This is a genomic window from Helicobacter sp. 11S02596-1 (genome assembly GCF_002272825.1).
Classification (GTDB): Bacteria; Campylobacterota; Campylobacteria; order Campylobacterales; family Helicobacteraceae; genus Helicobacter_J.
The window spans coordinates 84279-109556 of sequence record NZ_MLAM01000006.1 but is presented as its reverse complement, the minus strand read 5'-3'; the positions used below and the strand labels follow the sequence as shown (position 1 = coordinate 109556).

Below are 25278 nucleotides of genomic sequence, written 5' to 3'. Positions count from 1 at the left end.
CTGCTTATCTTTTTTAGCCTCGCACGGCGATGTGTTTATGCGACCTTAAGGAGCATAGCAGACGCCCTTACTTTAGGAACGCAGGGCGGGTCTCCCGCCCGCAGTGGTCTTCAGGTTTGCCCCGCAAACCGAGTAGAAAATAATGAAACCTTAGAAACTTATCTCGAACGCACAGCCTCTGGCTGGGTGTGAGATGGTTACTTTAGGAACGCAGGGCGGGTCTCCCGCCCGCAGTGGTCTTCAGGTTTGCCCCGCAAACCGAGTAGAAAATAATGAAACCTTAGAAACTTATCTCGAACGCACAGCCTCTGGCTGGGTGTGAGATGGTAACTTTAGGAGCGAACGGGGCTTCGCCCTTTGAAGGGAAGGGGGGCTTAAATTGCGAAGTCCGCCCCCCTTTCCCCTCAAACTCCCCAACCCCCTGACCCGCCCCCTTAGTGGGTCAGATGACAGGGCGTAGCGGGCTGGATTTGAAGTGATTCCACACGACAAACCTTAGAAATTTTGCCCGCCCGCCCCAAGTTGATGACCAGCGATAGCTGGGAATAACCCTGTGCTTTAGGAATGGAAGTAGGCTCTGCTTGCTGGAATGGTCTTGCGATTCACGTTAGTGAATCAAGTCCGCAAAATAAACTGACACCGATAGGTTTATTCGTATCGGAATGGTATAATCAGTAGAAACCTGCATAAAACACGGAGGAAACAAATGACTTTAATTATTGAAAATGTCAAAGATGAATTTGTCCCAGCTTTTAGAGATTTAGCCAAATCTGCGAAATCAAAAATCAAGACCAAGCGAAGCGATAAGGAAATTGCAACAGAATGGCGAAGAGAATCTGAGCAAATCAAAGCAGATTATAAGGCTGGCAAAATCAAGGGTTTTAAAAGTATTGAGGCGTTGCGTGAGGATTTGGAATCTTGAAATACGAGATTTTTCGATCAAAAGATTTCAAAAAGAGTTTTAAAAAGCTATCAGAAACGCATAAATCGCAAGTTTTAAGCATTTTGGAGAGGTTGGCTAATGATGAAATTTTAGAGCCAAAATATAAAGACCATAAACTCAAAGGCGAATATGAGGGCTTTAGAGAGTGCCATATCAAACCCGATTTATTGTTGATTTATGAAAAATGTGAAGATATTTTGATTCTTACAGCTATCAATGTCGGCTCGCATAGCGAGTTGTTTTGATTTTCCCACCCAGTTATAGCTTAAGCTCCCGTGAGTGGTTTTCAGGTTTGCCCCGCAAACCGAGTAAAAAATAATGAAAACCTTAGAAACTTATTTCCAATACCCAAAGCAACGCTTTGGGTATGAGATGGTTACTTTGTAAAACATAATGTTTTTTCCATAGCTGTGCGACTAGTTATTTTTTCTCATACTAGCTAGAAAGGGGTCAGGGGGGCTTGAATTGCGAAGTTCGCCCCCCTAGACCCCTTTAGAACCCCTACCCCCTGACACGCCCCCTTAGTGGATAGGATGAAAGGGCGTAGATAGCTTGGTTTGGAAGTAGATAGGATTTAACACCTTAAAAACCTATCTCGAACGCACAGCCTTTGGCTGGGTGTGAGAGGAGAGCCGTTAAAAAAGATAACTGCTTATCTTTTTTAGCCTCGCACGGCGATGTGTTTATGCGACCTTAAGGAGCATAGCAGACGCCCTTACTTTAGGAACGCAGGGCGGGTCTCCCGCCCGCAGTGGTCTTCAGGTTTGTTTTTAAACAAACCGAGTAAAAAATAATAGAAACTATCGTGCTATAATCGCACCTAGCATAAATTGAGAGGTTTTCTAAGATAAAATGGATAAAAATCTTTATGTCGGAACAGACTTCACGCAAGAATTTTACCATCAAGACCAACTTGCTGTGCAAAAATTGTTAATGGAAAAACAAGGCTTTATCAAGGGCGCATTCTATCGCTCTGATATTGGGGATATTGATTTGGTTTGGGGGAATGATGATTTTGGTTTGTGCCATATCCTCAAACAAAGAAGCAAGCAGTTTGGAGAAGTCAAAGCGTTAAAATTCATTTCGCATTTAGAAGAGAATATCAAAAATGGGGTGGCTATTGCTATGAGGCGTGATAGGATAGGTATTATTACCAATCAAAGCAGTATTGTTTTGGAGAAATCACAAAGTAATCATTTTATCTTGACAGCCTATATTGATAGAAAAAATAAGCTGAGATTGGAAAATTTCCAGACGATTCACGATGGTAATTTTATAGATGAATCGGGTTCAGCGCTCAACAAAGGCGATGATGTTCTTTCATCTAACCAATCTCAAGACAATACTATCACAAAATCTCCAACAAAACAAACCGAGTAAAAAATAATGAAAACCTTAGAAATTTATCTCGAACGCACAGCCTCTGGCTGGGTGTGAGAGGAGAGGCGTTAAAAAAAGATAACTGCTTATCTTTTTTAGCCTCGCACGACAATGCGTATATGCGAACTTAAGGAGCATAGCATACGCCCAAACCTTAATTCACTGCCTAAAGCGGTCTTCAGGTTGGCATAGCCAACCGAGTAAAAACCTTATAGGTATTAATAATCCCGCACAAAGCTTTCGATATTTTCAATCACCATCTGGAGCAATTTTTTTCGAGCATTCTCGTAAGCCCAAGCGATGTGCGGGGTAAGAATGATTTTATCTGCAATAACAGGGTTTAAAAATGGGTGTCCTGCCACCATTGGCTCAACTTCAAGCACATCTGCCCCAAAGAAAATATTTTTTGATTCTAAGGTTTTTGCCAAATCCTTTTCATTGACAATGCCTCCACGCCCGGCATTGATGAGGATCGCACCCTCTTTTAAGCAAGCGAGTTCCTTTGCTGTGATGAGGTTTTTTGTTTTTTCATTCAATGGTGCGTGGATGGAGATAATATCGCTTTGTTCTAAAAGGTCTTTGAGGGATTTTTGCGGGTAGGTGTTATCGGTGTTTTTGCCACTTGTTGAGGTGTAGCTGATATGTGTCCCAAAGGCTTGGGCGATTTTGGCGACTTCTTTGCCGATATTCCCTAATCCGATAATCCCCCATTCCTTGCCATCAAGCTCGCGTAGCCCGCCATTGATATGCATAAAAACATCGCTTTTGCACCATTCCCCGCTTTTGCAATAATGGTCGTAATAGCCGATTTTAGACATCAGGTTCAAAGCGAGCGTTAAGGTGTGCTGGGCGACGCTCTTTGTGGAGTATCCCGCAACGTTTTTGACTGCGATACCTTGCTCCTTGGCGGTTTGTAGATCGATGATATTTGTGCCTGTGGCGGTTACGCAGATGAGTTTTAGTTTGGGGAGTTGCTTTAAAATTGGGGCGTCTAAGACGACTTTGTTGGTTAGCACAATGTCGGCATTTTCGCAACGTGCAAGGGTTTCATCGGGTCGGGTGGTTTGGTAGATTTGGAACTCACCAAAGCTTTTTATGGGACTCAAATCAGCCTCGCCTAATGTTTTTGCATCTAAAATCACGATTTTCATTTTTTATCCTTTATTTTGGGTTATATTCTTATAGTATAAAAAACCTTAGAAACTTATTTCCAATACCCAAGCAACGCTTGGGTATGAAATGGTTACTTTAGGAGCGAAAACGGGCTTTGCCTGTTTGAGCGGTCTTTAGGTTTGTTTTTAACAAACCGAGTATAAAATAATGAAAACCTTAGAAACTGGGTTGATGACAAAGCGAAGCTTTGGAATAACCCTGTCCTTTAGGAATGGAAAGAGGCTTTGCCTCTTGGAATGGTCTTCAGATTCAGTTTCTAAAAACTGAATCGAGTAAGCATAATGTTTTTTCCATAGTAATATCGCTAGTGATTGTTTCTTATACTAGCTAGAAAGGGGTGCTGGGGGGCTGATTTGCGAAGCGCCCCCGTTTTCCCCTTAACCCCGCCTCCCCCTGCACGCCCCCAATGCAATACAAGATTAAAAAGCGTAGCAGGCTGGGTTTGCTAGCGGATAGGATTTCTAAACCTTAGAAACTGGGTTGATAACGAAGTGCAACGCACGCCGTTATAACCCCATACTTCAGGAGCGTTTGGGGGCTTTGCCTCCAAAAAGCGGTCTTCAGATTCGATTTATCGAATCGAGTAAAAAATAATAGAAACTATCGTGCTATAATCGCACCTAGCATAAATTGAGAGGTTTTCTAAGAATAAAATGGATAAAAATATTTATGTCGGGACAGATTTTACACAAGAATTTTACCATCAAGACCAACTTGCTGTCCAAAAGTTACTAATGGAAAAACAAGGCTTTATCAAGGGAGCATTCTATCGTTCTGATATTGGGGATATTGATTTAGTATGGGGGGATGATGATTTTGGCTTGTGTCATATCCTCAAAAAAAGAAGTGAGCAATTTGGAGAAGTTAAAGCGTTAAAATTTATTTCACATTTAGAAGAAAATATTAAAAATGGTATCGCCGTTGCTATGAGACGTGATAGGATAGGTATTATTACAAATCAAAGCAGTATTGTTTTGGAGAAATCACAAAGTAATCATTTTATCTTGACAGCATATATTGATAGAAAAAATAAGTTGAGATTGGAAAATCTCCAGACGATTCACGATGGCAATTTTATAGATGAATCGGGTTTATCACTCAACAAAGGTGATAATGTTCTTTCATCTAACCAATCTCAAGACAATACTATCACAAAATCTCCAATAAAACAAACCGAGTAAAAACCTTAGAAAACGGGTTGATAACGAAGTGCAACGCACGCCGTTATAACCCTATTCTTTAGGACGAGAAGCGTTAAGTCAAAGCCAACTGCTTGGCTTTGATAGCTTCGCGTGAGCGATTGCCATATGCACCGCTAGTTGGACGGCAATACGGGCATAGGGAATGTGGTAGTTGCGGAATGGTCTTGCGATTCAGTTTAAAAAACTGAATCGAGTAAAGCATAATGTTTTTTTCCATAGCTGTGCGACTAGTTATTTTTTCTCATACTAGCTAGAAAGGGGTGCTGGGGGGCTGATTTGCGAAGCGCCCCCGTTTTCCCCTTAACCCCGCCTCCCCCTGCACGCCCCCAATGCAATACAAGATTAAAAAGCGTAGCAGGCTGGGTTTGCTAGCGGATAGGATTTCTAAACCTTAGAAACTTATCTCCAATATTCAAGCTTGCTTGAATATGAGATGGTTACTTTAGGAACGAAGCAGAGTTCTACTCTGCGTAGTGGTCTTCAGGCTTAATTTTTCTCTGAAAAATTAAGCCGAGTAAAACATATATAGATAAAATTTTAAGCCGAATAAACATTATAAGTGCTTATAATAACACATTTATTTGATACAAAGAGGTTATGTGGAGACGCGGATAAAAATTGCTGATATTTTATTGGATTCCCTGCCATTTATCAGGGTTTTTCGGGGCAAGGTGGTTGTTATCAAATATGGCGGTTCTGCCCAGGTAAATCCCCGACTCAAAGAGCAATTTGCCAAAGATGTCGTGATGATGTATATGCTTGGGATCAAGCCTGTGATTATCCACGGCGGGGGCAAGGATGTTTCTAAAATGCTTGAAACCTTGCATATCCCGACGGAATTTATCGATGGGCATAGGGTTACGACGCAAGAGAGTATGCCAGTTGTTGAGATGGTGCTTTCTGGGCGTATCAACAAAGAATTAAGCACATTTTTGAACCATCACGGCATCAAGGCTGTTGGGGTCAGCGGCAAGGATGGCGGGCTGTTTGAGGCGGTGTCAAAAGATGGGTCTGATTATACAGGCAAAATCACGCACGTGGATGTCTCATTGCTTACCACATTGCTTGATAATGGCTTTGTGCCTGTGATTGCACCGATTGCAGGGAGCTGTGAGGCCAATCACCCCGGTTATAATATCAATGCCGATCTTGTCGCTTGCGAAATTGCCAAATCCCTGAACGCCTTTAAAGTGGTATTTCTTACTGATACCAAAGGTGTTTTGGATGCTGGCGGGTCTTTGCTCCCAACACTCAATGAAGAAAAAATCCTCCAGCTCACAAAACAAGGCGTTATCGCTGGGGGAATGCTCCCAAAAATGCAAGCGTGTCTTGAGTGTGTCAAAAATGGCGTGCAAAAAGTCCATATTATCGATGGCAGGGTGGAACATTCGTTGTTATTGGAGCTTTTTACCAGTGCGGGCGTGGGGACGGAGATCGTGCCATAATGACAAACGATATCCAGAAAATGCGATTCACCTATTTGCAAAAATTTCTCATCAAGTGGCAAACCCGCTCTTTGGGTGCAAAGATCGATACGCTGATGTTGATTTTGCCCGTGCTTGTGTATGTAGGCAGACCCAACCTAGATGGGCAATTCCAGCACGCAAAGGCGGTGATTGATCGGATTGTCAAGCCCACAAATTTGGCTTTGAAGGTCTTTGATCGGGTCAAGGTTGCGGTTTCAGAATATATTCACGATGAGAAAATTTATATGCAAGATAGGGAGCGGGCATTTGATGCGATTGTCGAGGATATCCAGTTTTATTCCATCGTGCTTGATATGCTCCAAGACAAGGGTTGTGAGACCCAACGGGATATTATCCATTCGGTGGTGCAAAAGGCTTATGATGAAGAATATGCCATCAATCGTGAAAATAAGCGGATTTTGGAATATCAAGAGCAGGCTTTTAGATAAATAATAGCTTAAATTAAGCTTTTTTAAAGATTTTTTAGGCATAATGCCAACTTTAAAAATAGGTTTAAAAAATAAGTCTAAAAATAAACAATAAGGTGAAAGCATATGAATATAACAAAAGCTGCTAAAGCAAGCGAAATAAAGCGTGATTGGGTGGTTTTGGATGCCAAAGACAAAACCTTTGGTCGGTTGATTACTGAGGTGGCGACGATTTTGAGAGGTAAGCATAAGCCTTGCTATACGCCAAATGTCGATTGTGGCGATTTTGTCGTGATTGTCAATGCTTCGTTGGTGAAATTTTCAGGGATGAAGCTAGAGGATAAAGAATATTTTACGCATTCAGGGTATTTTGGTAGCACCAAAAGCAAAACGCTCAAAGAAATGCTAGAAAAGTCCCCAGAAAAACTCTTCCATCTCGCTGTCAGAGGGATGTTGCCAAAAACAAAGCTCGGGCGGGCGATGATTAAAAAACTCAAAGTTTATACAAGCAGTGAGCATCCCCACACCGCTCAAATCACAAAAAGCAAATAAAGGAATTTTAAATGGCAAAAATTTATGCAACCGGAAAAAGAAAAACGGCAGTCGCTAAGGTTTGGCTCACAAGCGGGAGTGGCAAAATCATCATCAATGGCGAGAGTTTGGGCGAATGGCTTGGCGGGCACGAAGCTATCAAGATGAAAGTAATGCAACCCCTCATCCTCACCAAGCAAGACAAATCTGTCGATATTGTCGCTATCACGTTGGGTGGGGGCTATTCTGCACAAGCTGAAGCCCTTAGACACGGGATATCCAAAGCATTGAACGCCTATGACACAGCATTCCGTGCTATTTTGAAGCCAAAAGGATTGCTTACACGGGATTCTCGTGTGGTTGAAAGAAAAAAATACGGCAAGCGAAAGGCAAGGAGAAGCCCGCAGTTCTCAAAAAGATAATTTCTTCTGGTGCAAGGATCGTGATGGTCTTTGCATTTTTATCTCTAGCTTTTATTATGGTTTGCTATCTTCTTTTTTCCTCTTGAGTTCTCGTCTTCAGGAAAACACTTCATTGAGGTGATTTTATGTTTCAGATCGATTTGAGAAACGACCCCATCAAAAAATTATTTTTTTATTATTTTATCCCCTCGTTGTGTGCGATGATTGCCCTCTCGACATATTCAATGGTGGATGGGATTTTTGTAGGGAAAAAGCTCGGAGAAGAAGCGCTGGGGGCTATCAGCATTTGCTGGCCTGTTTTTCCAGTAATGATCGCTTATGAATTGCTCTTTAGTTTGGGTGCAGCCTCGATTGTTTCGTATTTTTTGGGCAAAAATGAGGTCCATCGGGCGCGCTTGATTTTTAGCTCGGTATTTTATTTTGTCGCCCTTAGCACGTTGGTAGCTGGGGTGATTTTGTATTTGTTTGTCGATGAAATCGCTTTTTTACTTGGGAGCAGTGAGACCCTCAAACCGCTTGTCGTGGCTTATTTGGAAGTGATCTTTATGGGGTCGGTTTTTATGGTACTTCACCCATTAAGCGATGTTTTTGCCATCAATGATAGGCAGCCTATTTTGGCGATGGTGGCGATGATTGTTGGGGCAGGGGCAAATATTATTTTGAATTATTTATTTTTATTTGTTTTTGAAATGGGGATTTATGGGAGTGCATTGGCAACGATTATGGGGCACACTATTGGTTTTTTGGTGTTGTTGTGGCATTTTTTGCTTAAACGGGGGAAGCTGTATTTTATCAGGCGTTTTAGTTTGAGAGCCGTGATTTCTTCTGCGAAAAGCGGTGTGCCTCAAGCGGTTTCTGAACTGAGCGCTGGGGTGGTGATGTTGCTATTTAATACCACGATTATGGGGATTGCAGGGGAGCGTGGGGTGAGTATTTATGGCATTATTATGTATAGCGGGATTATATTTTTTACGATTTTGCTCTCCATCGCACAAGGCATCCAGCCGATTGCAAGCTTTAGTTATGGGGCGGGGAATTTGGAACGTGTCAAAAATATTTTTCTTTTTGGCGTGAGTGTCTCCATTGGTGTGGGGATTTTTATTTACTTGATTTTTTATGGATTTGATGGGCATTTAGTGAGGCTATTTTTGCAAGATGATATCGCAAGCCGTGACCCCTATCTTTTGGGTGATACGATTGGGGCGATGAATGTTTATTATATAGGCTATATTTTATTGGGTGTGAATATCGTGTGCGCGATATTTTTCCAATCAGTCCAAAGGACAGCAAGTTCTTTTATTATCACGATTTCTTATACGCTAGTGTTTTTGGTGATTTTGTTACCCATAATGAGCAAAGAATACGGGATGAGCGGGATATGGCTGACTTACCCGATCTCGCAGTTTTTGGCGTTTTTGGTTGTGATTGGCGTGATTTTGTATGAGGTAAAATCAGGTATTTTTTCAAGAAATTTTATTGCAGGAAACAAACTATGGAAAAAGAAAAAATAATCTTGTTTGATTTAGATGGGACGCTCATTGATTCTGAGGAGGCGATTTATGAGAGTTGTTGCGTGGCTTGTGAAAAAAATGCCCTCAAAATCCCTGCCTTAGAAGAAGTCCAAGAGACCATCGGGCATACATTAAGCGATATGTTTTTGCATTTTGGGGCAAGCAGGGAAAAGCTCGGTATTTGTATTGAGGTGTATCGACACCATTATAAAGGTATCTGTTTGGAAAAAACAAAAATGTTACCCAAAGCAACAGATTCGATTTTGTTGGCAAATGAATTTGCTTATCTGGGGGTGGTTACGACAAAAACAGCGAGATTTTCTCGGGCGATCTTAGAACATCTTGGTATTTTGGGGTATTTTCAAACCATTGTTGGTATCGAAGATGTCGAGTTTCCAAAACCCCATCAAGAACCTGTTTTGAAAGCAATAGCACGGATGGGGGCTTCATTATCCAATGCATTTATGATAGGTGATACAATCTTAGATATCCAATCAGCTATCAGTGCGGGGATTTCTCCTATCGGGGTAAAAACAGGGTATGGAAACATCCAAGCAATGCAGGCAATTTGTGAGAATATTTTTGATGATTCTCTCGAAGCTGTTGGATTCATCAAATCTGTTTAAATGTTACTAATATTCTCAAAATAAAATATTATTTAAACTATTATTCTTTGTATATTTTGCCTATTGGGTTAAATTCAGTAAAATTTCATAGTAAAAAGTTTAGAATTGTATCGTTTAGCATACCTGCATTATTTTTCTTGCATCGTTATTTTTTAGATGATTCACATTTCTAATTTGATTCAAACCAAACAATTAAAAGGAGATGCGTATGTTACAAATCAGATGGCATTCACGAGCCGGTCAAGGGGCAATCACGGGTGCTAAGGGCTTAGCTGATGTGGTTGCTGGCACGGGTAAGGAGGTGCAGGCGTTTGCTCTGTATGGATCTGCAAAACGTGGGGCTGCGATGACAGCATATAATCGCATTGATTCTTCGCCGATATTAAATCACGAAAAGTTTATGAGTCCTGATTATATCTTGGTTATCGACCCCGGTCTTACTTTTATCACCGATATTTGTGCTGATGAAAAGCCCACAACTTCCTATATCATCACCACACATTTGAGCAAAGAAGAATTATTGGATAAAAAGCCTGATTTAAAAGGCAAAAAAGTCCATACGCTTGATTGTATCAAGATTTCTATCGATACCTTAGGCAAGCCCATTCCCAATGCCCCAATGCTAGGAGCATTTATCAAGATTTCTGGGATGCTTGAGATTGAATTTTTTAAAGAAGCGTTCAAAAAAGTGTTGGGAAAAAAATTGCCCCAAAAAGTCATCGACGCGAATATGCTTGCCATCCAGCGGGCTTATGATGAAGTCAAATAAGGAGCATTTATGAGTGGAATGAAAGGTTGGAATGAATTTGAAATCGGAGCGATTTTATTCCCATTTGAAGCCAAAGGAGAAGAGGCGTTAGAATCGCACAATAATGAACGCGACTATACGCTTGAGAGTTCTTATAAAGCCAGTGTTGCGCATTGGAGGGTCGAAAAGCCTGTGCATAATCGTGATATTTGTATCAATTGCTTCAATTGCTGGGTGTATTGCCCTGATGCGGCGATCCTTGCTAGAGACGAGAAGCTTAGTGGCGTAGATTATCTCCATTGCAAGGGCTGTGGGATATGTGTTGATGTTTGCCCTACAAATCCCAAATCCTTGTTGATGTTTAGCGATCATACAGACAACCAAAATGCCTTAGAAAATTGGCCTCAAAAAGAAGATAAGAAGAAAAACTAAAAGGAGATAATGATGGCAAACGTTTATGAACTGCAGGAGATTGAGGTATGGGATGGCAATATGGCAGCCTCTCACGCCCTCAGACAAGCCCAAATCGATGTCGTCGCTGCCTATCCCATCACGCCTTCGACACCTATCGTGCAAAACTACGGGAGTTTTGTAGGCAATGGCTATGTTGATGGAGAATTTGTGATGGTAGAATCTGAACACGCAGCGATGAGTGCGTGTGTAGGCGCTGCTGCTGCTGGGGGCAGGGTGGCGACAGCTACGAGTTCGCAGGGCTTTGCTTTGATGGTGGAGGTTTTGTATCAGGCTTCGGGGATGCGCTTGCCTATCGTGCTTAATCTCGTCAATCGTGCCCTTGCTTCACCGCTAAATATCCACGGCGACCATTCTGATATGTATCTAGGCAGGGATGCTGGCTGGATAAACCTCTGCACCTGCAATCCTCAAGAAGCCTATGATTTTAATCTGATGGCGTTTAGGATCGCTGAAGATATGAGCGTGCGAATCCCTACTATCGTGAATCAAGATGGGTTTTTGAGCTCACATACTGCCCAAAATGTCCGCCCGCTTAGCGATGAGGTGGCTTACAAATTTATCGGGGATTACCAAAGCAAAAATGCGTTGTTGGATTTTGATAAACCTGCCACTTATGGGGCGCAAGCCGAAGAAGATTGGCATTTTGAGCATAAAGCACAATTGCATAATGCCCTAATGCAATCAAGTGCGGTGATACAAAAGGTTTTTGACGCATTTGCCCAGCTAACAGGCAGGCAGTATCATCTGGTAGAAACCTATGACATAGAAGATGCCGAAGTTGCGATATTTGCGTTGGGAACAACCGTTGAGTCCGCACGGGTTGCTGCCAAAAATGCCCGTGAGCGTGGTATCAAAGCAGGCGTGGCAACGATTAGATCGTTTAGACCTTTCCCTTATGTCGAGCTTGGCAATGCCATCAAGCACCTCAAAGCGATTGCGATTATGGATAAGAGCTTGCCAGCAGGCGCAATGGGAGCGTTATTTAATGAAGTCGGGGCTAGTTTGTATCAAGCCCAAGATTCCAAGCACCCTGTTTTGTCCAACTATATCTATGGTTTGGGCGAAAGGGATTTGACCCAAGTTGATTTGGCAAATATTTTCCAAGAACTTCAAGAAAACGCAAAAGCTGGCAAGCTTACCCACCCAACCCAGCAGTTTATAGGGCTTCGTGGTCCAAAACTAAGCTTTTGCTAAGGAGAAAAATATGGTAAAAGAAATTAAAAATTTAAAGCAATTTAGCAAATCAGCAGAGAAATTTGAAGGCGCGCATCTTTTGTGTCCGGGTTGTGCGCACGGGATGATTGTTCGGGAGGTTTTAAATGCTGTAGATGGTCCGATTGTGCTGGGTAATTCTACCGGGTGTTTGGAGGTCTCTACTGCTGTTTATCCGCATACGTCTTGGGATGTGCCTTGGATTCATATCGGGTTTGAAAATGGCTCAACAGCCGTTGCTGGGGCTGAAGCGATGTATAAGGCTCTGGCAAGAAAGGGCAAATACAACGGGCAAAAGCCAAAATTTGTCGCATTTGGGGGCGATGGGGCTACGTATGATATTGGGTTTCAGTGGATTAGCGGGTGCTTTGAGCGTGGGCACGATATGACCTATATTTGCCTAGATAATGAGGTTTATGCCAATACGGGCGGGCAGAGAAGCGGATCGACGCCCATTGGTGCGAGCACTTCGACCACGCCAGCAGGCAGGGTGAGTTATGGCAAAAAAGAAAAGAAAAAAGATATTTTGTTTGTGATGGCAGCGCACGGAGCGCCCTATGTCGCACAAGTTGCCCCAAACAAATGGAAAGATATGAATAAAAAAATCAAGCAAGCTATTGAGACACAAGGTCCAACATTTATCAATGCGATGAGTGCTTGCACCACCGAGTGGCGCTTTGATTCCCATCAGACCATTGATGTGAGTGATTTGGCAGTAGATAGCTTGGTATTCCCGTTGTTTGAAGTCATCAATGGCACGCAAGTCAATATCACCTATCGCCCAAAAAATGTGATTCCTGTGCGGGATTATTTGGGCGCACAGGGCAGATTCAAACATCTTTTCAAGCCTGAAAACGAGCATATCATTGAGCAGTTTCAAAAAGATGTTGATGCCCGGTGGGAATACTTGCAACGCCGTGAAGAAGCCAAAATATAATCCAAAAATCTAAAGTATGATTTAAAAAATAAAGGGGCTTTGATGGTTGAGCGTTACGCAAGGGAGCAGATGAAAAAACTCTGGGACCTAGAGGCAAAATATACTGCGTGGCTAGATGTGGAAAAAGCTGTCGTAAAAGGCTGGAATAAGCTCGGGCTTATCGGCGATGAGGATTGTGAGAAGATTTGTAAAAATGCCCGTTTCAACATCGATAGAATCAATGAAATCGAAGCGGTTACCAAGCACGATCTGATCGCTTTTACAACTTCAGTGAGCGAGAGCTTGGGCGAAGAATCACGATTCGTGCATTATGGTATCACATCAAGCGATTGTATCGACACAGCCGTTGCCCTACAAATGCGTGATAGCCTAAAAATCATCATCGAAGATGTGCAAGCCCTACAAGTTGCGATAAAAAAACGGGCTTTTGAACACAAAGGCACTTTGATGGTAGGGCGAAGCCACGGCATACACGGCGAGCCTATCACGTTTGGGCTGGTTTTGGCGATTTGGTATGATGAGATAGGTAGGCATCTAAAAGCACTCAAAGAGACGCTCAAGGTGATTTCTGTTGGGGCAATCAGTGGGGCGATGGGGAATATGGCACATACGCCAATGGAGCTTGAGGAGCTTGTTTGTGAGGAACTCGGTCTTACGCCTGCACCTATTAGCAATCAAGTCATCCAACGGGATCGGTATGCTAGGCTAATGAGTGATTTGGCGCTTTTAGCAAGCAGTTGCGAAAAGATAGCCGTAGCAATCAGGCATTTCCAGCGCACCGAAGTCTATGAGGCAGAAGAATACTTTTCGCCCGGGCAAAAGGGGAGTTCGGCAATGCCCCACAAGCGCAATCCAGTCTTAAGTGAAAATATCACGGGATTGTGTCGGGTGATTCGGGGTTTTGTGATCCCTGCGATGGAAAATGTCGCCCTCTGGCACGAGCGTGATATTTCTCATAGTTCGGTGGAGAGGTTTATTTTGCCTGATGTTTTTATCACGAGTGATTTTATGCTCGATCGCCTCAAAGGGCTTGTGGAAAATCTGGTGATCTATCCTGAAAATATGATGAAAAATCTTTCTCTCACCGGTGGGCTGGTCTTTTCTCAACGGGTGCTTTTGGAGCTACCAAAAAAGGGTTTGAGCCGTGAAGAAAGCTACAAGATTGTCCAAAGAAATGCGATGAAAGTGTGGCAAGATCTCCAGCAAGGCAAGAGCGCACTGAATGCCAAAGGTGAGAGCCTGTATTTGCAATACTTGCTTGGGGATGAGGCGTTGCGTGAGATTATCGATGAGCAAACGATTCGGGAATGTTTTGATTATGCCTACTATACCAAGAATGTCGATAGGATTTTTGCACGGGTTTTTGGGGTTTCTTAGGGATTTAAAAAATATACATAATTTTCAAACCAAATGCTATCCCAATGCAATTCCTGGCATTGTTTTTGATACCCGCCCCGTTTTTTTGTTTAGAGGCTTTGTTTGCCTCTCTGGCATTGTAGGAAAACACCATTTCCGAAGTTGAAATTTTTTACGTTTGCTAGTTTGTAGCGCAATTTTTGCGTTTCTTATGCTTTTCTTTTGCGTATGTATAGGCTTCTTCAATCAGTGGTTTTAATTCTTCAAATGTTTTTTGTGATGGGTTTAAGCAACATACCCATCCCATCCATCCATATACAGGGTGGGGAAGCATTTGATTGGTGGCGGTAAAATCATAATCCATATCAACGATACCGCCTTTTGCTGGGCGTTTTGGTATGAAACCAAACATTTCTATAAACGTGGTTTTTCGGATTCCTAAATTTAGACGATATAGATTTTCTCTGTTTAGATTGGAGCTTCTATCATTATCCCCATCTTTTTCCTTGATGGTTAGAATATAAACACCACGCTTGAGTTGGTTGTTTGGATTGTAAAATATTGCACTTTCTCCCCAACTATTCATCAAAACACTCCCATCTAGATTTTCAAGACAATATTTCAAGATTTTATCTGGTGTCATAGATTTCCTTTCATCAAACGGCTTTGATATATTGATGAAAAAATAATTAATAAAAGCTTATGCCCCCTACCAAGAATCGATAAGATTTTGCACGGGTTTTGGGAGTTTCTTAGGGATTTAAAAAATATACGAATAGGTAAAATTGAGATTCCAATTTGCTGTAATATTATTTTTTAGATTAACCCTCGTTTCATCATATCTATCAGGTTCAAGATTTGTTTCCCCCCAGCGTGCGTAAGTGGTCTCATAGCGTGGTTTATGGTTGGATTCAAAACAAGGGGTTTTTAGCAGATAACGCCACGTCATTTCAAACATATGGTGTTTGTTGAGCATTCCTCCAACGCCGATATTGATGAGGGGAGAGGCGATTTTATCTTTGCCTGTATTGGATAATCGATACAAATCAACTTGTTTGAGATGACCAAATCGGTCTAAAAAATTATCCCCAAAAGAAATATCGCCTCTGAATCGGTAATCTGTGATTTGATACCCCCCGCCAATAAAAAAATACATTGATGTGATGGTGCTTTCAAAATTTCCAAATAATAAATCCGCAATACCGCCATAATAGGTAGTTTCAGTTTCGCCTTCTTGGACATAGTCGCCATCATTAGGCTTGGGCTTGATACCAAGGGTCTGGTAGGAGACATAGGTTTTGCCCCCATAACCATAAAATCGGATGCCTACGCTTTTGAATGTTTTGATAAATCCTAATTTTCCCTCAAAAGCAACGCCGGCAGAAATCGCTTTGTTTTTTTCTCTTGATTTTTTGTCAGAAAATTCATAGATATGGATAGGTGCATCGGGATTCAAATTATCACTAATTGAGTTATAGCCTAGTGTGAAGCCAATAAATAAACCCGCCTTGATATTGTTCCCTTCGGGTGGCTTGATGGGCTTTTGCGTGTTTGGGGCTATGGGTGTGTCTTCATTGCCATACAAAGCACCATTTACCAAAAACCAGATGATTGCAATCAAAGAAAACTTTTTTATCATAGCAAATCCTATCATTGATAGTAATTATTTTAAATATTTAATATAATTATAAATAAAATTTATTACCATTGTCAATAAATAATAAATTTTTTATTAATTTTACAGATAAAATTTTTATTAGGATAGGGCAGGGCGAGTTTTGGCTGATTGTGGGCGGTGGTGGGCTGGGTTTGCTAATGGATAAGATTTAAATACCTTAGAAAATGGGTTGATGACCAGCGAAGCTGGGAATAAAACGGGTGGGTGGGTCAGAATACTTTAGGACGAGAAGCGTTAAGTCAAAGCCAACTGCTTGGCTTTGATAGCTTCGCAGACCGCCTGCTTTATGCGTAGCATAGCAGGACGGGCATAGGGAATGTGGCAGTGTAAGTGGTCTTCAGATTCAGTTTGTAAAAATTGAATCGAGTAAAGTATAATAAAGACCTCAAAACCTATCTCGAACGCACAAGCCTTAGGCTCTGACCCACCCCCTTAGTGGGCAGACTGACAAGGGGTAGCGGGCTTGGGTTTGTTGGCGATAGGATTTAAAACCTTTAAAACTGGGTTGATAACGAAGTGCAACGCACGCCGTTATAACCCTATTCTTTAGGAATGGAAGCAGGCTCTGCCTGCTGGAATGGTCTTCAGATTCAGTTTGTAAAAACTGAACCGAGTAAAGTATAATAAAAACCTTAGAAACCTATCTCGAACGCACAGCCTCTGGCTGGGTGTGAGATGGTAACTTTAGGAGCGAATGGAAGCTTCGCTTCCATAAAGCGGTCTTCAGGTTCGGATTTTAAAATCCGAACCGAGTAAAAAACAATGTAAATATAAGGAAATTCAATGAAAGTAGCACTTTTAATGAGCGGGGGCGTGGATAGCTCCTATTCGGCATATTTGTTAAAATCCCAAGGTTATGAGGTTTTGGGTATTTATCTCAAGCTCCACGACAAGGAAGCAAAACACGAGATGTTTTTGAGAAATTGCCAAAAGGTTGCTAGCAATCTAGGATTTGAATTTCGGGTCATCACTGCCCAAGAGGAGTTCAAAAAAGCCGTTTATGATGAATTTATCCTTGCGTATCAACGGGGTGAGACGCCCAATCCCTGCGCATTATGCAATCCATTGATGAAATTTGGCTTGGCACTTGATTATGCTTTGGGTTTGGGTTGTGAAAAAATCGCTACAGGGCATTATGCACGAATAGAAGAAATCGGTGGCGTGAAGCGCATACGTGAGGCAAAAGACAAAACCAAAGATCAAAGCTATTTTTTGTATGCCATCTCGCAAGAGGCGATTGATCGTTTGATTTTCCCGCTTGGGGATATGCTCAAAGAAGACGTCAAGCCCAAAGCATTCGCTGTAATGCCTTGGCTGGGGAGTTTGGAGACGTATAAGGAATCCCAAGAGATTTGTTTTGTGGAGACAGATTATATTGATATTTTGAAAAAACACACCCAAGTCGATCGCTCAGGAATCGTCCGAGACACTGCTGGCAGGGAGGTTGGAAGCCACAAAGGGTATATGCAATATACCATTGGTAAGCGTAAAGGCTTTAGTGTGAAAGGCGCGCACGAACCGCATTTTGTGGTAGGGATCAACCCGCAAAAAAATGAAATCATCGTAGGCAAAAAAGAAGATCTCGCCACCCATCGTGTCGAAGCCATCAATAAATCCTTACTCCAGAATTTTAGTGGCGGGGAGTTTAAGGTAAAAATCCGCTATCGTAGCACGCCTTCAGAAGCCAAAATCATCATTGATGGAAAGAAGATTATCGCTGAACTCAAAGAGCCTGTTTATGGGGTTGCGAAGGGGCAGGCTTTGGTGGTGTATCAAGATGATAAGGTGCTAGGCGGTGGTGTGATTGTTTGATGGGTTTGAGATATTTTGGGTGCTTGATTGATTGCTATGTTCGGGTTGCTAGGGTATCAAAGGCAAAAATATCGCCAAGTGATGGTGTTTCAAATCCCACATAATCGCCCCAGAATTTTTGAGCGTTTTAATGAATATTTCCAAAAAGAAAATTAAAATTTCAAAGCATATGTAGCCCCCCCCCCCAAAAAAAACAAGGGGTCAAAAGATAACAAAGCTAACAATACATTAAAGCATTTGAGATGATATTCGCTTCAGATTGGCTTTTTATCCCAGCATTATTTTTACCTTGCACTCCGGGCAACATTCCAATGTTTTGATTTTTGCTTCATCATTGCCAAATAGGGGAATCATTATTGATTTGACTTTTTGTATAGATTTTTGTGTGGCAAATTCTTTCCCGCATTCACTGCAGGCAAACAGCTTATCTTGAGCGATGATTTTGTTTTCAAACCAGCTGGGGTGTAAATTGATTCCAGAAAGCTCCAAAGAAATCGCATTTTCAGGGCAAGAATCGACGCAATACCCGCAAGTCGTGCAAATAGAGGGGTTAAATTGCAAAGAAAAATTCGTAGCATTAGCACTTAGACTGCCGACATTGCAAGCCCCGACACAGCTCATACACAATGTGCAAAGCTCCTCTTTGAGGGTGATTTGCCCGTATCGGATCAGCTCGCCACTTTCCCCGCTTTTGACTTGCCCGTAGTCATTATCTTTGATGGCAAATCGCAAGCGTTCAGCGAAATGTTTTCTTTTGTATTCGCCCGCTCGAGGGTGGTAGCTGTAGGACTCTATTTTTTGCAGCGATGGGGCGATATGATGGAGTTCAGAAATATTTTTAGCAGTATGAAAGCCTATTTTTTGATAGATTTGCTGATAAATATCATTCACAAGCTTGATGGCTTCTTGGGATGGTTGAGAAATTTCTGGGCAATAATAAACGCACGAACCCCCGCTTTCTTGGAGTAGGGCGAGGATATGGGCTTCAGAAAGAAAATCTTTTCCATCGATGATGAGAGGCGAGAGGTGTTTGGGGATTTCAAAATCAGCAAGCTCATCCAAAAAAGCCTCTGGGATCAAAAGGATATGGGTATCTTGATAGTGCTTGAGCGTTTGGCTAAACGCTTGCATACTAAAGGGGGTATAATCAATCGAACCGCTAGGGCATACAGCCACGCAATTCCCGCAGTTGATACAATCAATCGCTGAGAAATTGAGCTCCATTAACGCATTGTCTTTGGTAATACCAAATGTCGGGCAGACATTGGCACATTTATGGCAATAGCCCTCATTATTTTTGTTCGGGCGTCGGTGGTGGTATTGGCAGTTTTGATTGTCATACGTGATGATGGTTTTGTAGTCATAAACCCCAATACGTGAATCAAGCAGTGCAAGCAGGGCATTTTCATCTTCAAAATCGCTTGCTTTTTCTATCCCTTTAGAGCGTGCGAGGTCATCATCTTCATAAAAAATAACCCCCTGGGCAAAAGAGATTTTGCCAACTTCCTCACCAATTTTGACCTGTGCTTCAAACGCCCCCAAACTCCCTGAAATCGAAATAATATTCTTGGCATCTAACAAGCCAACTTCATAATGGACTTGCGTGTAGTTTTGGACAAAATTCAAAAATTCCTTTGCTTCTGTGTTATCCCCGATGATAAGCAATGTAGGGGAGACTTCGGTAGAGAAACTTTTATCAATGCCATATTCGTATCGCTCCATACGAGAAAAATACATCCGTTTGATATTCTGTGCTTTTGCCGCGATCGGGGCTTGGGAGTTTTTGAGATACCAATTGATTTCAGGGGCGTAAATATCGCAATTAGTTGGGTTATTTGAGATGAGGGCATACGCATCGGCGGAGGGAGAAACAACAAGCCAATCTTGGGTCGCATTGGCGATAGGTTCAAATTGTTTATCATTATTTACGAACAAAAAATCGCAGAAATCCACTTGCTTGCCTCCCATTATCTTCTTAGCGCAATGAATACGTAAATGCTTGAATGCAAAACTTTTTTGTTAGCCTCAATGGGGTATCGCCATTGTGCTTGATTACTCGGTGTGAGAAACTTTTCCCTCCAATAGGATTCGGGCGGGATGGGTATAGATGTTGGCTTTGTTATTTCTAGCAAACCCAATCAGTGTAATCCCTAGCATTTGGGCTGTTTTTACCCCCAAATGCGTCGCTGCAGCTCGTGAAATCACAATCGGAATATCGTGCATTGCTGATTTCATCACCATTTCCATTGAAAGCCTGCCACTCACAATCAAAATGCTTTCAGAAGTTTGGATTTTTTGGAGTTTGGCTTTCCCGATGACTTTGTCGATGGCATTGTGCCTGCCAATATCTTCGGCATTGATTTGTGGGTGATTTTCAAACCTCAAAACAGCCTGATGGACGCAACCTGTGGTATGAAATAGGGTGCAACCCTTTTCAAAATCATCGAGAAACTCCCAAACCTTTGAAATGGGGACTTTCATCGGTGTGGCGATGAATTTTTTGGTGATTTTTCCTTCAAAATTTCCTGTTACCCCCACGCAACACCCCGATGTCAAGGTTTTTTCGTGGAAAAGGTTTGCTAAATTTTCTTCTTTGATTTTGGATTCAATATGCACGCTCAAGCCATCAGGCGCAATGGTGATATTTTGAATATCATCGACAGCTTCAATCACGCCCTCGCTCAAGAGAAATCCCACGGCGTGGGCATCTTGATCTTTGGGGATACTCATTGTGGAGATGAGTTTTTTGCCATTGAGATAGATAGCAATCCTATCTTCAGCTACAACAATATCTTCTTTGGATACGCCCAAATTATTTGCCTGCTCTACGAATGTATAGGCAATCGTTTTTGTAAAGGCTTGGTTATCTATTGGCATTGAGTTCCTTGTAATAAAATCCGTGCATAATGGCTAACTCTTCTTCTCCCATATGCCCGTTGAGTATCGATTCAATCGCCCCTTCGATGGCAAATACTGCCATATAAATATGGGTGATGAGCATCGCAACAATCCCAAATCCCAGCACATTATGGATAATCGCTGTGAGGCGTAAAAAATTGATGTCCCCATAAAAAAAGTGCATTATAAGACCGGTGCCTGCCATCACAAATCCGCCCAGAGTGGCTAACCAAAACCACATCTTTTGCCCGGCGTTGAATTTCCCTGCAGGCACGGGGGTTTTTGATGTGGAGAGATAGCCTCCCATTATTTTTAGCCACCCGATGTCATAGAGTTTGAATAATGCGGGTTTAAACCACATCAAAAACATCAAGACCCCAAAAACGATAAAAACAAATGTGGCTAAAAAATGGATATTTTTAGCCAATCTAATCGGTGTCCCCCCGCCGAGCTTATCCCCAAAGACCATCATAAGCCCTGTGAGGCAGATGATGATAAAAGGAATCGCAGCACCCCAGTGGGTGATGATATTGTAGGTCGAAAATACTTTGAGTTTTTTGCCGTGATTGAATCGCTTTTTGCCTACGATTTTGTAATGCCCAAAGAATGCCACAATGACTAAAACGACCACCCCCAAAAATATGGGTGCGAAGAATTTGCCCTGCAGTATCATAAAGGCTTCCCCTAACCCGGCGATGCCTCGAATCCCTGTGATCTTTTTTCCATCATCAAACGCACCAATACCCACGCCATCCATCTGCATTACCGAGCCACTCACCACGCCTGAAGTCGGGGAGTTTATTCCCCAGTTTTTGATGGCTTCAATTTGATGAGTGCCATAGATTTTTTCGTTGGTGTCAAAATCAATGGGTGTATGGAATGTGTTTTTTGCCAAAGCTACTTGGGGGAGAATGCCCCATAGGAGGAGACAGAAAAACATTGCTTTTAAAAAATTTTTAAAAATATTCATCAAATTCTCCTAAAATGTATCCCCATAAGCCTTGCTCCACGTATAAGGAACTTCAGCTGTGCCATTCCCACGATGGATTGCCCTTTCTCTGACAATGTTACTGACTTCTTTGGAGCTCCCTGCTAAGAGTGCTTTGGTCGAACACATCGCCGCACAGGCTGGGACTTTTCCCTCTGCAATGCGGTTTTGCCCGTAGAGATCAAATTCTTTTTGGCTATGGGTGGGCGCAGGCCCTCCAGCACAAAATGTGCATTTATCCATCGCACCCCGAGAGCCAAATACATCGCTAGTGGGGAATTGGGGTGCTCCAAACGGGCAGGCATAGAGGCAATACCCACAGCCGATACAGGTTTCTTTGTTGTGTAGGACAATCCCATCAGCACGGATATAAAAGCAATCTACGGGGCAGACCTTTGCACACGGGGCGTCTGCGCAATGCATACAGGCGATTGAGATGGATTTTTCCTTGCCGACTATCCCTTCATTGAGCGTGATGACACGTCGGCGATTGACCCCAACAGGGAGATGGTGGGCTTCTTTGCAAGCCACATCGCACCCGTGGCAATCGATACAGCGGTTATCATCACAATAAAATTTGATACGAGAATGTTCTGGGATTTGAAATCCCCCTGCCGTTGGTGATGTTTGTTCCATCATTACCTCCTTAGGCTTTTTCTATGCGGCACAAGCCACATTTGGTTTCTGGGCAAGCGGTGTTATAGTCAAACCCATAGCTCGTTACCATTGATGCTGCCTCGCCGATGGCATAGGGCTTTGTGCCTTCGGGGTATCTATCAATGAGGCTTTTTCCTTCATACACGCCTGAGAAATTTTGAGGCAAAAACACATTGTTTTCATCAACGCGGTAGGAGTGTTTGGCTTTGATTAAAATCTTGGTGCCACTTGTGCCATATAGCCAGACCATATCGCCATCTTGAACGCCTAGATTGAGTGCGGTATTGGGGTGAATCTCAACAAACATTTCGTGATAGATTTCAGCTAAATATTTCGCACTCCTTGTCTCTGTCCCTGTTCCCATATGGGCGACCAGCCTGCCTGTAAGCATACTAAGAGGATAGTCTTTTTTCCAGTCTTTTTCTTTTTGGCGTGAGATGTATTTGAGATTTGCCCGGAAATTGTCTTTTTTGTCTGGAAAACTCGGGTATTTCTCTATCAAATCCGGTCGATAAGTATGTAGCGGTTCTCGGTGGATAGGGATCTTGTCATACCAGTTCCACACAACCATCCTTGCTTTGCCATTACCATAAGGGCAAATGCCTGCTTGCAATGCTTTTTCCACCAGTATGTTGGTATTGCCTGTGGCAAAAGATGTTCCCTTGACGGCTTCTTTTTCCTCGGGTGTTAGGGTGATATGGAGGATTTTTTCAATATTTTCTGCATTGATGGCAGGATGCCCAGCGATCTTGCTACCAGGTAGCTTGCGGGTGGTGAGCATATCTGTCCCATCCGGAGCTTTCACGCCCCAATTCACACGAAAGCCCATCCCGCCTTGCATTACCGGGATAGTGTCGTTATACATTACGGGCGTGCCAGGGTGTTTCTCGCTCCAGCAAGGCCAAGGAAGTCCGTAATATTGGTCTTTCATTGGACCCATCCCAATCAAAGTGGTCTTATCAAACATATGCCAGTTATCACAATGCTGTTTCAAACGCTTGGCATTCATTCCCTGTAATCCGATACTGCGAATACTTTGTGCCATTTCGGTGGTGGCATCATCAGGCCAGATAAAATCTTGCCTCCCTTCTTTTTTGGCGATTTCGTATAAAGAACGTTGAAATTCTTCTTTGAAGCCTAATCTCTGGGCTAAATCAAACAAAATATCGTGGTCTTCTCTACACTCAAACATCGGCTTGATGACTTGGTATCGCCATTGATAGGCTCGATTTGTCGCTGCTACCGAGCCGCTTGTTTCCATTTGTGAAGCAGCAGGGAGCAAGAATAGATTGTCTTTTCTGTCTGTGATGACGGCAACATCATTGACATAAGGGTCTATAAATACGACAAGATCAAGTTTGTCAAGCGCTGCTTTTGTCTTATCAAGCAACGATGTCGTAGAGATCCCATTACCGATGACAACGAGGGCTTTGATGGGTGTGCCGTTGTTGTTGGCAAAATTTTCTTCATCAAGCACGCCAAATCGCCACGTTGAAAGCGCATAGCCTGTTTTTTCCATCATTTCTTTTGAGGTGAAGCGGTTTTGCATCCATTCATAATCAATATGCCAATGCTGGCAAAAATGCTTCCAAGAACCCTCTGAAAGCCCATAATATCCGGGCAGCGAATCAGAAAGATTCCCCATATCGGAAGCCCCTTGGACATTATCGTGCCCACGGAGGATATTCACACCCCCGCCGTTTTTGCCAATATTCCCCAAGATGAGCTGGAGAATCGGCATAATACGGGTATTGTTTGTGCCAACGGTATGCTGGGTGAGCCCTTGATTCCAGATCAGCGATGCAGGCTTGGCTTCTGCCATTTGCCTTGTGATTCTTTCAATGGTTTTTGCAGGGATGCCTGTGATATTTTCTACAACATCAAGGGGGTATTTTTTGGCTTCCTTGAAGACTTCATCATACCCATAAACCCTCTCTTTGAGGTATTTTTCATCATAAAGTTTATTGGCGACAATATAATTTATCATCCCATAGACCAATGCGACATCTGTCCCGCTTCGGATACGAACAAATTCATCGGCTTTAACCGCGGTTTTGCTAAAGTGCGGATCGACACATACGATGCGTGCGCCCGCTTCTTTTGCCCTGAGGATATGCACCATCCCAACAGGGTGATTGACAGCAGGATTTGCCCCGATGATGAAGATGAATTTAGAAAATTGCATATCTCCTAAGTGATTACTCATCCCACCATACCCAAATGTATTCGCCACACCGGCGACTGTAGGGCTGTGTCAGATTCTAGCTTGATGGTCGATGTTATTGGTCCCAAAAAAAGCAGCAAACTTGCGAATATAGTAGCTTTGTTCGTTGCTTACTTTTGCTGAACCGATAAACATCACGCTATCAGGACCATTTTTTTCCCTGATGGTGCTAAGTTGGGTGGCGATTTTATCCATCGCACTATCCCAAGTGGTTCGCTCCCATTTGCCATTGACCTTTTCGATGGGGTAACGCAAGCGGGTCTCGCTCCTGACACGATCGATCATATCAGCACCCTTGCAACAATGCCCCCCGAGGCTTACAGGGTGGTCTTGGGCGACTTCTTGCCTGACCCACACCCCATCTTTGACTTCAGCAATAATCCCACAGCCTACCGAGCAATGGGTGCAAATAGTTTTGATTCTCTCAGAACCTGGGTAAGCTACGCTTAGTTCTTGTCCTGAGGCTTTTTTTAGCATTTCTTTGGTGTCGCTACCAAGCGCTTGGGAAATACCCACAGCACCTGCTAAAGCGGACATCTTCAAAAATGCGCGCCGATTTTGGCGTTTGTTGTTGATTTCGCTCATTTTTTGCTTTCTCCTTTCAAGTTTTTT

At 42.7% G+C, this 25278-nt stretch carries 25 protein-coding genes; 17 read left to right on the top strand and 8 right to left on the bottom strand.

Going from position 1 to position 25278, the window contains the following annotated elements:
- Positions 1-193: 193 nt before the first annotated feature.
- The 4 genes from BJI48_RS09670 (at position 194) to BJI48_RS05075 (ending at position 2323) form a co-directional block, all read left to right on the top strand.
- On the top strand, positions 194-322 hold the full coding sequence (locus tag BJI48_RS09670) for a hypothetical protein (RefSeq protein ID WP_257874405.1): 129 nt from the start codon (positions 194-196) through the stop codon (positions 320-322).
- Between the two features lie 384 nt (positions 323-706).
- Complete coding sequence (locus tag BJI48_RS05085; protein WP_095332591.1) at positions 707-922, top strand: hypothetical protein; 216 nt, start codon at positions 707-709, stop codon at positions 920-922.
- Complete coding sequence (locus tag BJI48_RS05080) at positions 919-1188, top strand: type II toxin-antitoxin system YafQ family toxin (protein ID WP_095332589.1); 270 nt, start codon at positions 919-921, stop codon at positions 1186-1188. Before BJI48_RS05085 ends, BJI48_RS05080 begins: the two co-directional genes overlap by 4 nt.
- Before the next feature lie 607 nt (positions 1189-1795).
- The gene (locus BJI48_RS05075) at positions 1796-2323 is read left to right on the top strand and encodes a hypothetical protein (protein WP_095332587.1); all 528 of its coding nucleotides are present in this window, start codon (positions 1796-1798) and stop codon (positions 2321-2323) included.
- Between the two features lie 218 nt (positions 2324-2541).
- Here BJI48_RS05075 and BJI48_RS05070 read toward each other — a convergent pair whose 3' ends face one another.
- A complete protein-coding gene (locus tag BJI48_RS05070; protein ID WP_095332585.1) occupies positions 2542-3474 on the bottom strand; it encodes a D-2-hydroxyacid dehydrogenase in 933 nt (310 codons plus the stop codon).
- A 675-nt stretch (positions 3475-4149) separates the two neighbouring features.
- On the opposite strand from BJI48_RS05070, the gene BJI48_RS05065 reads away from it, so the two are divergent.
- The 12 genes from BJI48_RS05065 to purB all read left to right on the top strand — a co-directional run bounded on the left by BJI48_RS05065 (position 4150) and on the right by purB (position 14430).
- Complete coding sequence (locus tag BJI48_RS05065; RefSeq protein WP_095332583.1) at positions 4150-4677, top strand: hypothetical protein; 528 nt, start codon at positions 4150-4152, stop codon at positions 4675-4677.
- Between the two features lie 620 nt (positions 4678-5297).
- Positions 5298-6143 (top strand): acetylglutamate kinase, encoded by an 846-nt coding sequence (gene argB / locus BJI48_RS05060; protein WP_095332581.1) that lies wholly within the window; start codon positions 5298-5300, stop codon positions 6141-6143.
- The gene (locus BJI48_RS05055) at positions 6143-6613 is read left to right on the top strand and encodes a hypothetical protein (RefSeq protein WP_095332579.1); all 471 of its coding nucleotides are present in this window, start codon (positions 6143-6145) and stop codon (positions 6611-6613) included. Before argB ends, BJI48_RS05055 begins: the two co-directional genes overlap by 1 nt.
- 105 nt (positions 6614-6718) lie before the next feature.
- Positions 6719-7144 (top strand): 50S ribosomal protein L13, encoded by a 426-nt coding sequence (gene rplM, locus BJI48_RS05050; RefSeq protein ID WP_095332577.1) that lies wholly within the window; start codon positions 6719-6721, stop codon positions 7142-7144.
- A gap of 11 nt (positions 7145-7155) precedes the next feature.
- The gene (rpsI, locus tag BJI48_RS05045) at positions 7156-7545 is read left to right on the top strand and encodes a 30S ribosomal protein S9 (RefSeq protein ID WP_095332575.1); all 390 of its coding nucleotides are present in this window, start codon (positions 7156-7158) and stop codon (positions 7543-7545) included.
- A 125-nt stretch (positions 7546-7670) separates the two neighbouring features.
- Entirely contained in the window at positions 7671-9056 is a 1386-nt protein-coding gene (locus BJI48_RS05040; protein ID WP_095332573.1) for an MATE family efflux transporter, read from the top strand.
- Positions 9038-9682, top strand: a complete 645-nt coding sequence (locus BJI48_RS05035; protein ID WP_095332571.1) for an HAD family hydrolase — start codon at positions 9038-9040, stop codon at positions 9680-9682. The genes BJI48_RS05040 and BJI48_RS05035 overlap by 19 nt, the downstream gene beginning before the upstream one ends.
- 208 nt (positions 9683-9890) lie before the next feature.
- Complete coding sequence (locus BJI48_RS05030; protein ID WP_095332569.1) at positions 9891-10451, top strand: pyruvate flavodoxin oxidoreductase subunit gamma; 561 nt, start codon at positions 9891-9893, stop codon at positions 10449-10451.
- Positions 10452-10469: 18 nt separating this feature from the next.
- The gene (locus BJI48_RS05025; RefSeq protein ID WP_095332643.1) at positions 10470-10862 is read left to right on the top strand and encodes a 4Fe-4S dicluster-binding protein; all 393 of its coding nucleotides are present in this window, start codon (positions 10470-10472) and stop codon (positions 10860-10862) included.
- 12 nt (positions 10863-10874) lie between these two features.
- The gene (locus BJI48_RS05020; RefSeq protein ID WP_095332567.1) at positions 10875-12098 is read left to right on the top strand and encodes a 2-oxoacid:ferredoxin oxidoreductase subunit alpha; all 1224 of its coding nucleotides are present in this window, start codon (positions 10875-10877) and stop codon (positions 12096-12098) included.
- 10 nt (positions 12099-12108) lie between these two features.
- Entirely contained in the window at positions 12109-13053 is a 945-nt protein-coding gene (locus BJI48_RS05015; protein ID WP_095332565.1) for a thiamine pyrophosphate-dependent enzyme, read from the top strand.
- Positions 13054-13095: 42 nt separating this feature from the next.
- The gene (purB, locus tag BJI48_RS05010; RefSeq protein ID WP_095332563.1) at positions 13096-14430 is read left to right on the top strand and encodes an adenylosuccinate lyase; all 1335 of its coding nucleotides are present in this window, start codon (positions 13096-13098) and stop codon (positions 14428-14430) included.
- Positions 14431-14590: 160 nt separating this feature from the next.
- Here the strand turns inward: purB and BJI48_RS05005 are convergent, their stop codons facing one another.
- Both BJI48_RS05005 and BJI48_RS05000 read right to left on the bottom strand, forming a co-directional pair.
- On the bottom strand, positions 14591-15052 hold the full coding sequence (locus BJI48_RS05005; protein ID WP_095332561.1) for a DUF6194 family protein: 462 nt from the start codon (positions 15050-15052) through the stop codon (positions 14591-14593).
- Between the two features lie 117 nt (positions 15053-15169).
- Positions 15170-16048 carry a hypothetical protein gene (locus tag BJI48_RS05000; RefSeq protein ID WP_095332559.1) on the bottom strand — a complete coding sequence of 293 codons (879 nt, stop codon included), beginning with the start codon at positions 16046-16048 and terminating at the stop codon, positions 15170-15172.
- Positions 16049-16870: 822 nt separating this feature from the next.
- Between BJI48_RS05000 and mnmA the strand changes: the two genes are divergently transcribed.
- Positions 16871-17899, top strand: coding sequence for a tRNA 2-thiouridine(34) synthase MnmA (gene mnmA, locus BJI48_RS04995; RefSeq protein ID WP_095332557.1), 1029 nt, complete (start codon positions 16871-16873; stop codon positions 17897-17899).
- A gap of 267 nt (positions 17900-18166) precedes the next feature.
- Here mnmA and BJI48_RS04990 read toward each other — a convergent pair whose 3' ends face one another.
- The 5 genes from BJI48_RS04990 to BJI48_RS04970 all read right to left on the bottom strand — a co-directional run bounded on the left by BJI48_RS04990 (position 18167) and on the right by BJI48_RS04970 (position 25251).
- Complete coding sequence (locus BJI48_RS04990) at positions 18167-19867, bottom strand: 4Fe-4S dicluster domain-containing protein (RefSeq protein WP_095332555.1); 1701 nt, start codon at positions 19865-19867, stop codon at positions 18167-18169.
- 84 nt (positions 19868-19951) lie between these two features.
- Complete coding sequence (gene fdhD, locus BJI48_RS04985; RefSeq protein ID WP_095332553.1) at positions 19952-20776, bottom strand: formate dehydrogenase accessory sulfurtransferase FdhD; 825 nt, start codon at positions 20774-20776, stop codon at positions 19952-19954.
- Positions 20763-21767, bottom strand: a complete 1005-nt coding sequence (locus tag BJI48_RS04980; RefSeq protein ID WP_257874402.1) for a formate dehydrogenase subunit gamma — start codon at positions 21765-21767, stop codon at positions 20763-20765. The genes fdhD and BJI48_RS04980 overlap by 14 nt, the downstream gene beginning before the upstream one ends.
- A 9-nt stretch (positions 21768-21776) precedes the next feature.
- A complete protein-coding gene (gene fdh3B, locus BJI48_RS04975; protein WP_095332551.1) occupies positions 21777-22421 on the bottom strand; it encodes a formate dehydrogenase FDH3 subunit beta in 645 nt (214 codons plus the stop codon).
- A gap of 10 nt (positions 22422-22431) precedes the next feature.
- Entirely contained in the window at positions 22432-25251 is a 2820-nt protein-coding gene (locus BJI48_RS04970; RefSeq protein WP_257874401.1) for a molybdopterin-dependent oxidoreductase, read from the bottom strand.
- Positions 25252-25278: the final 27 nt, after the last annotated feature.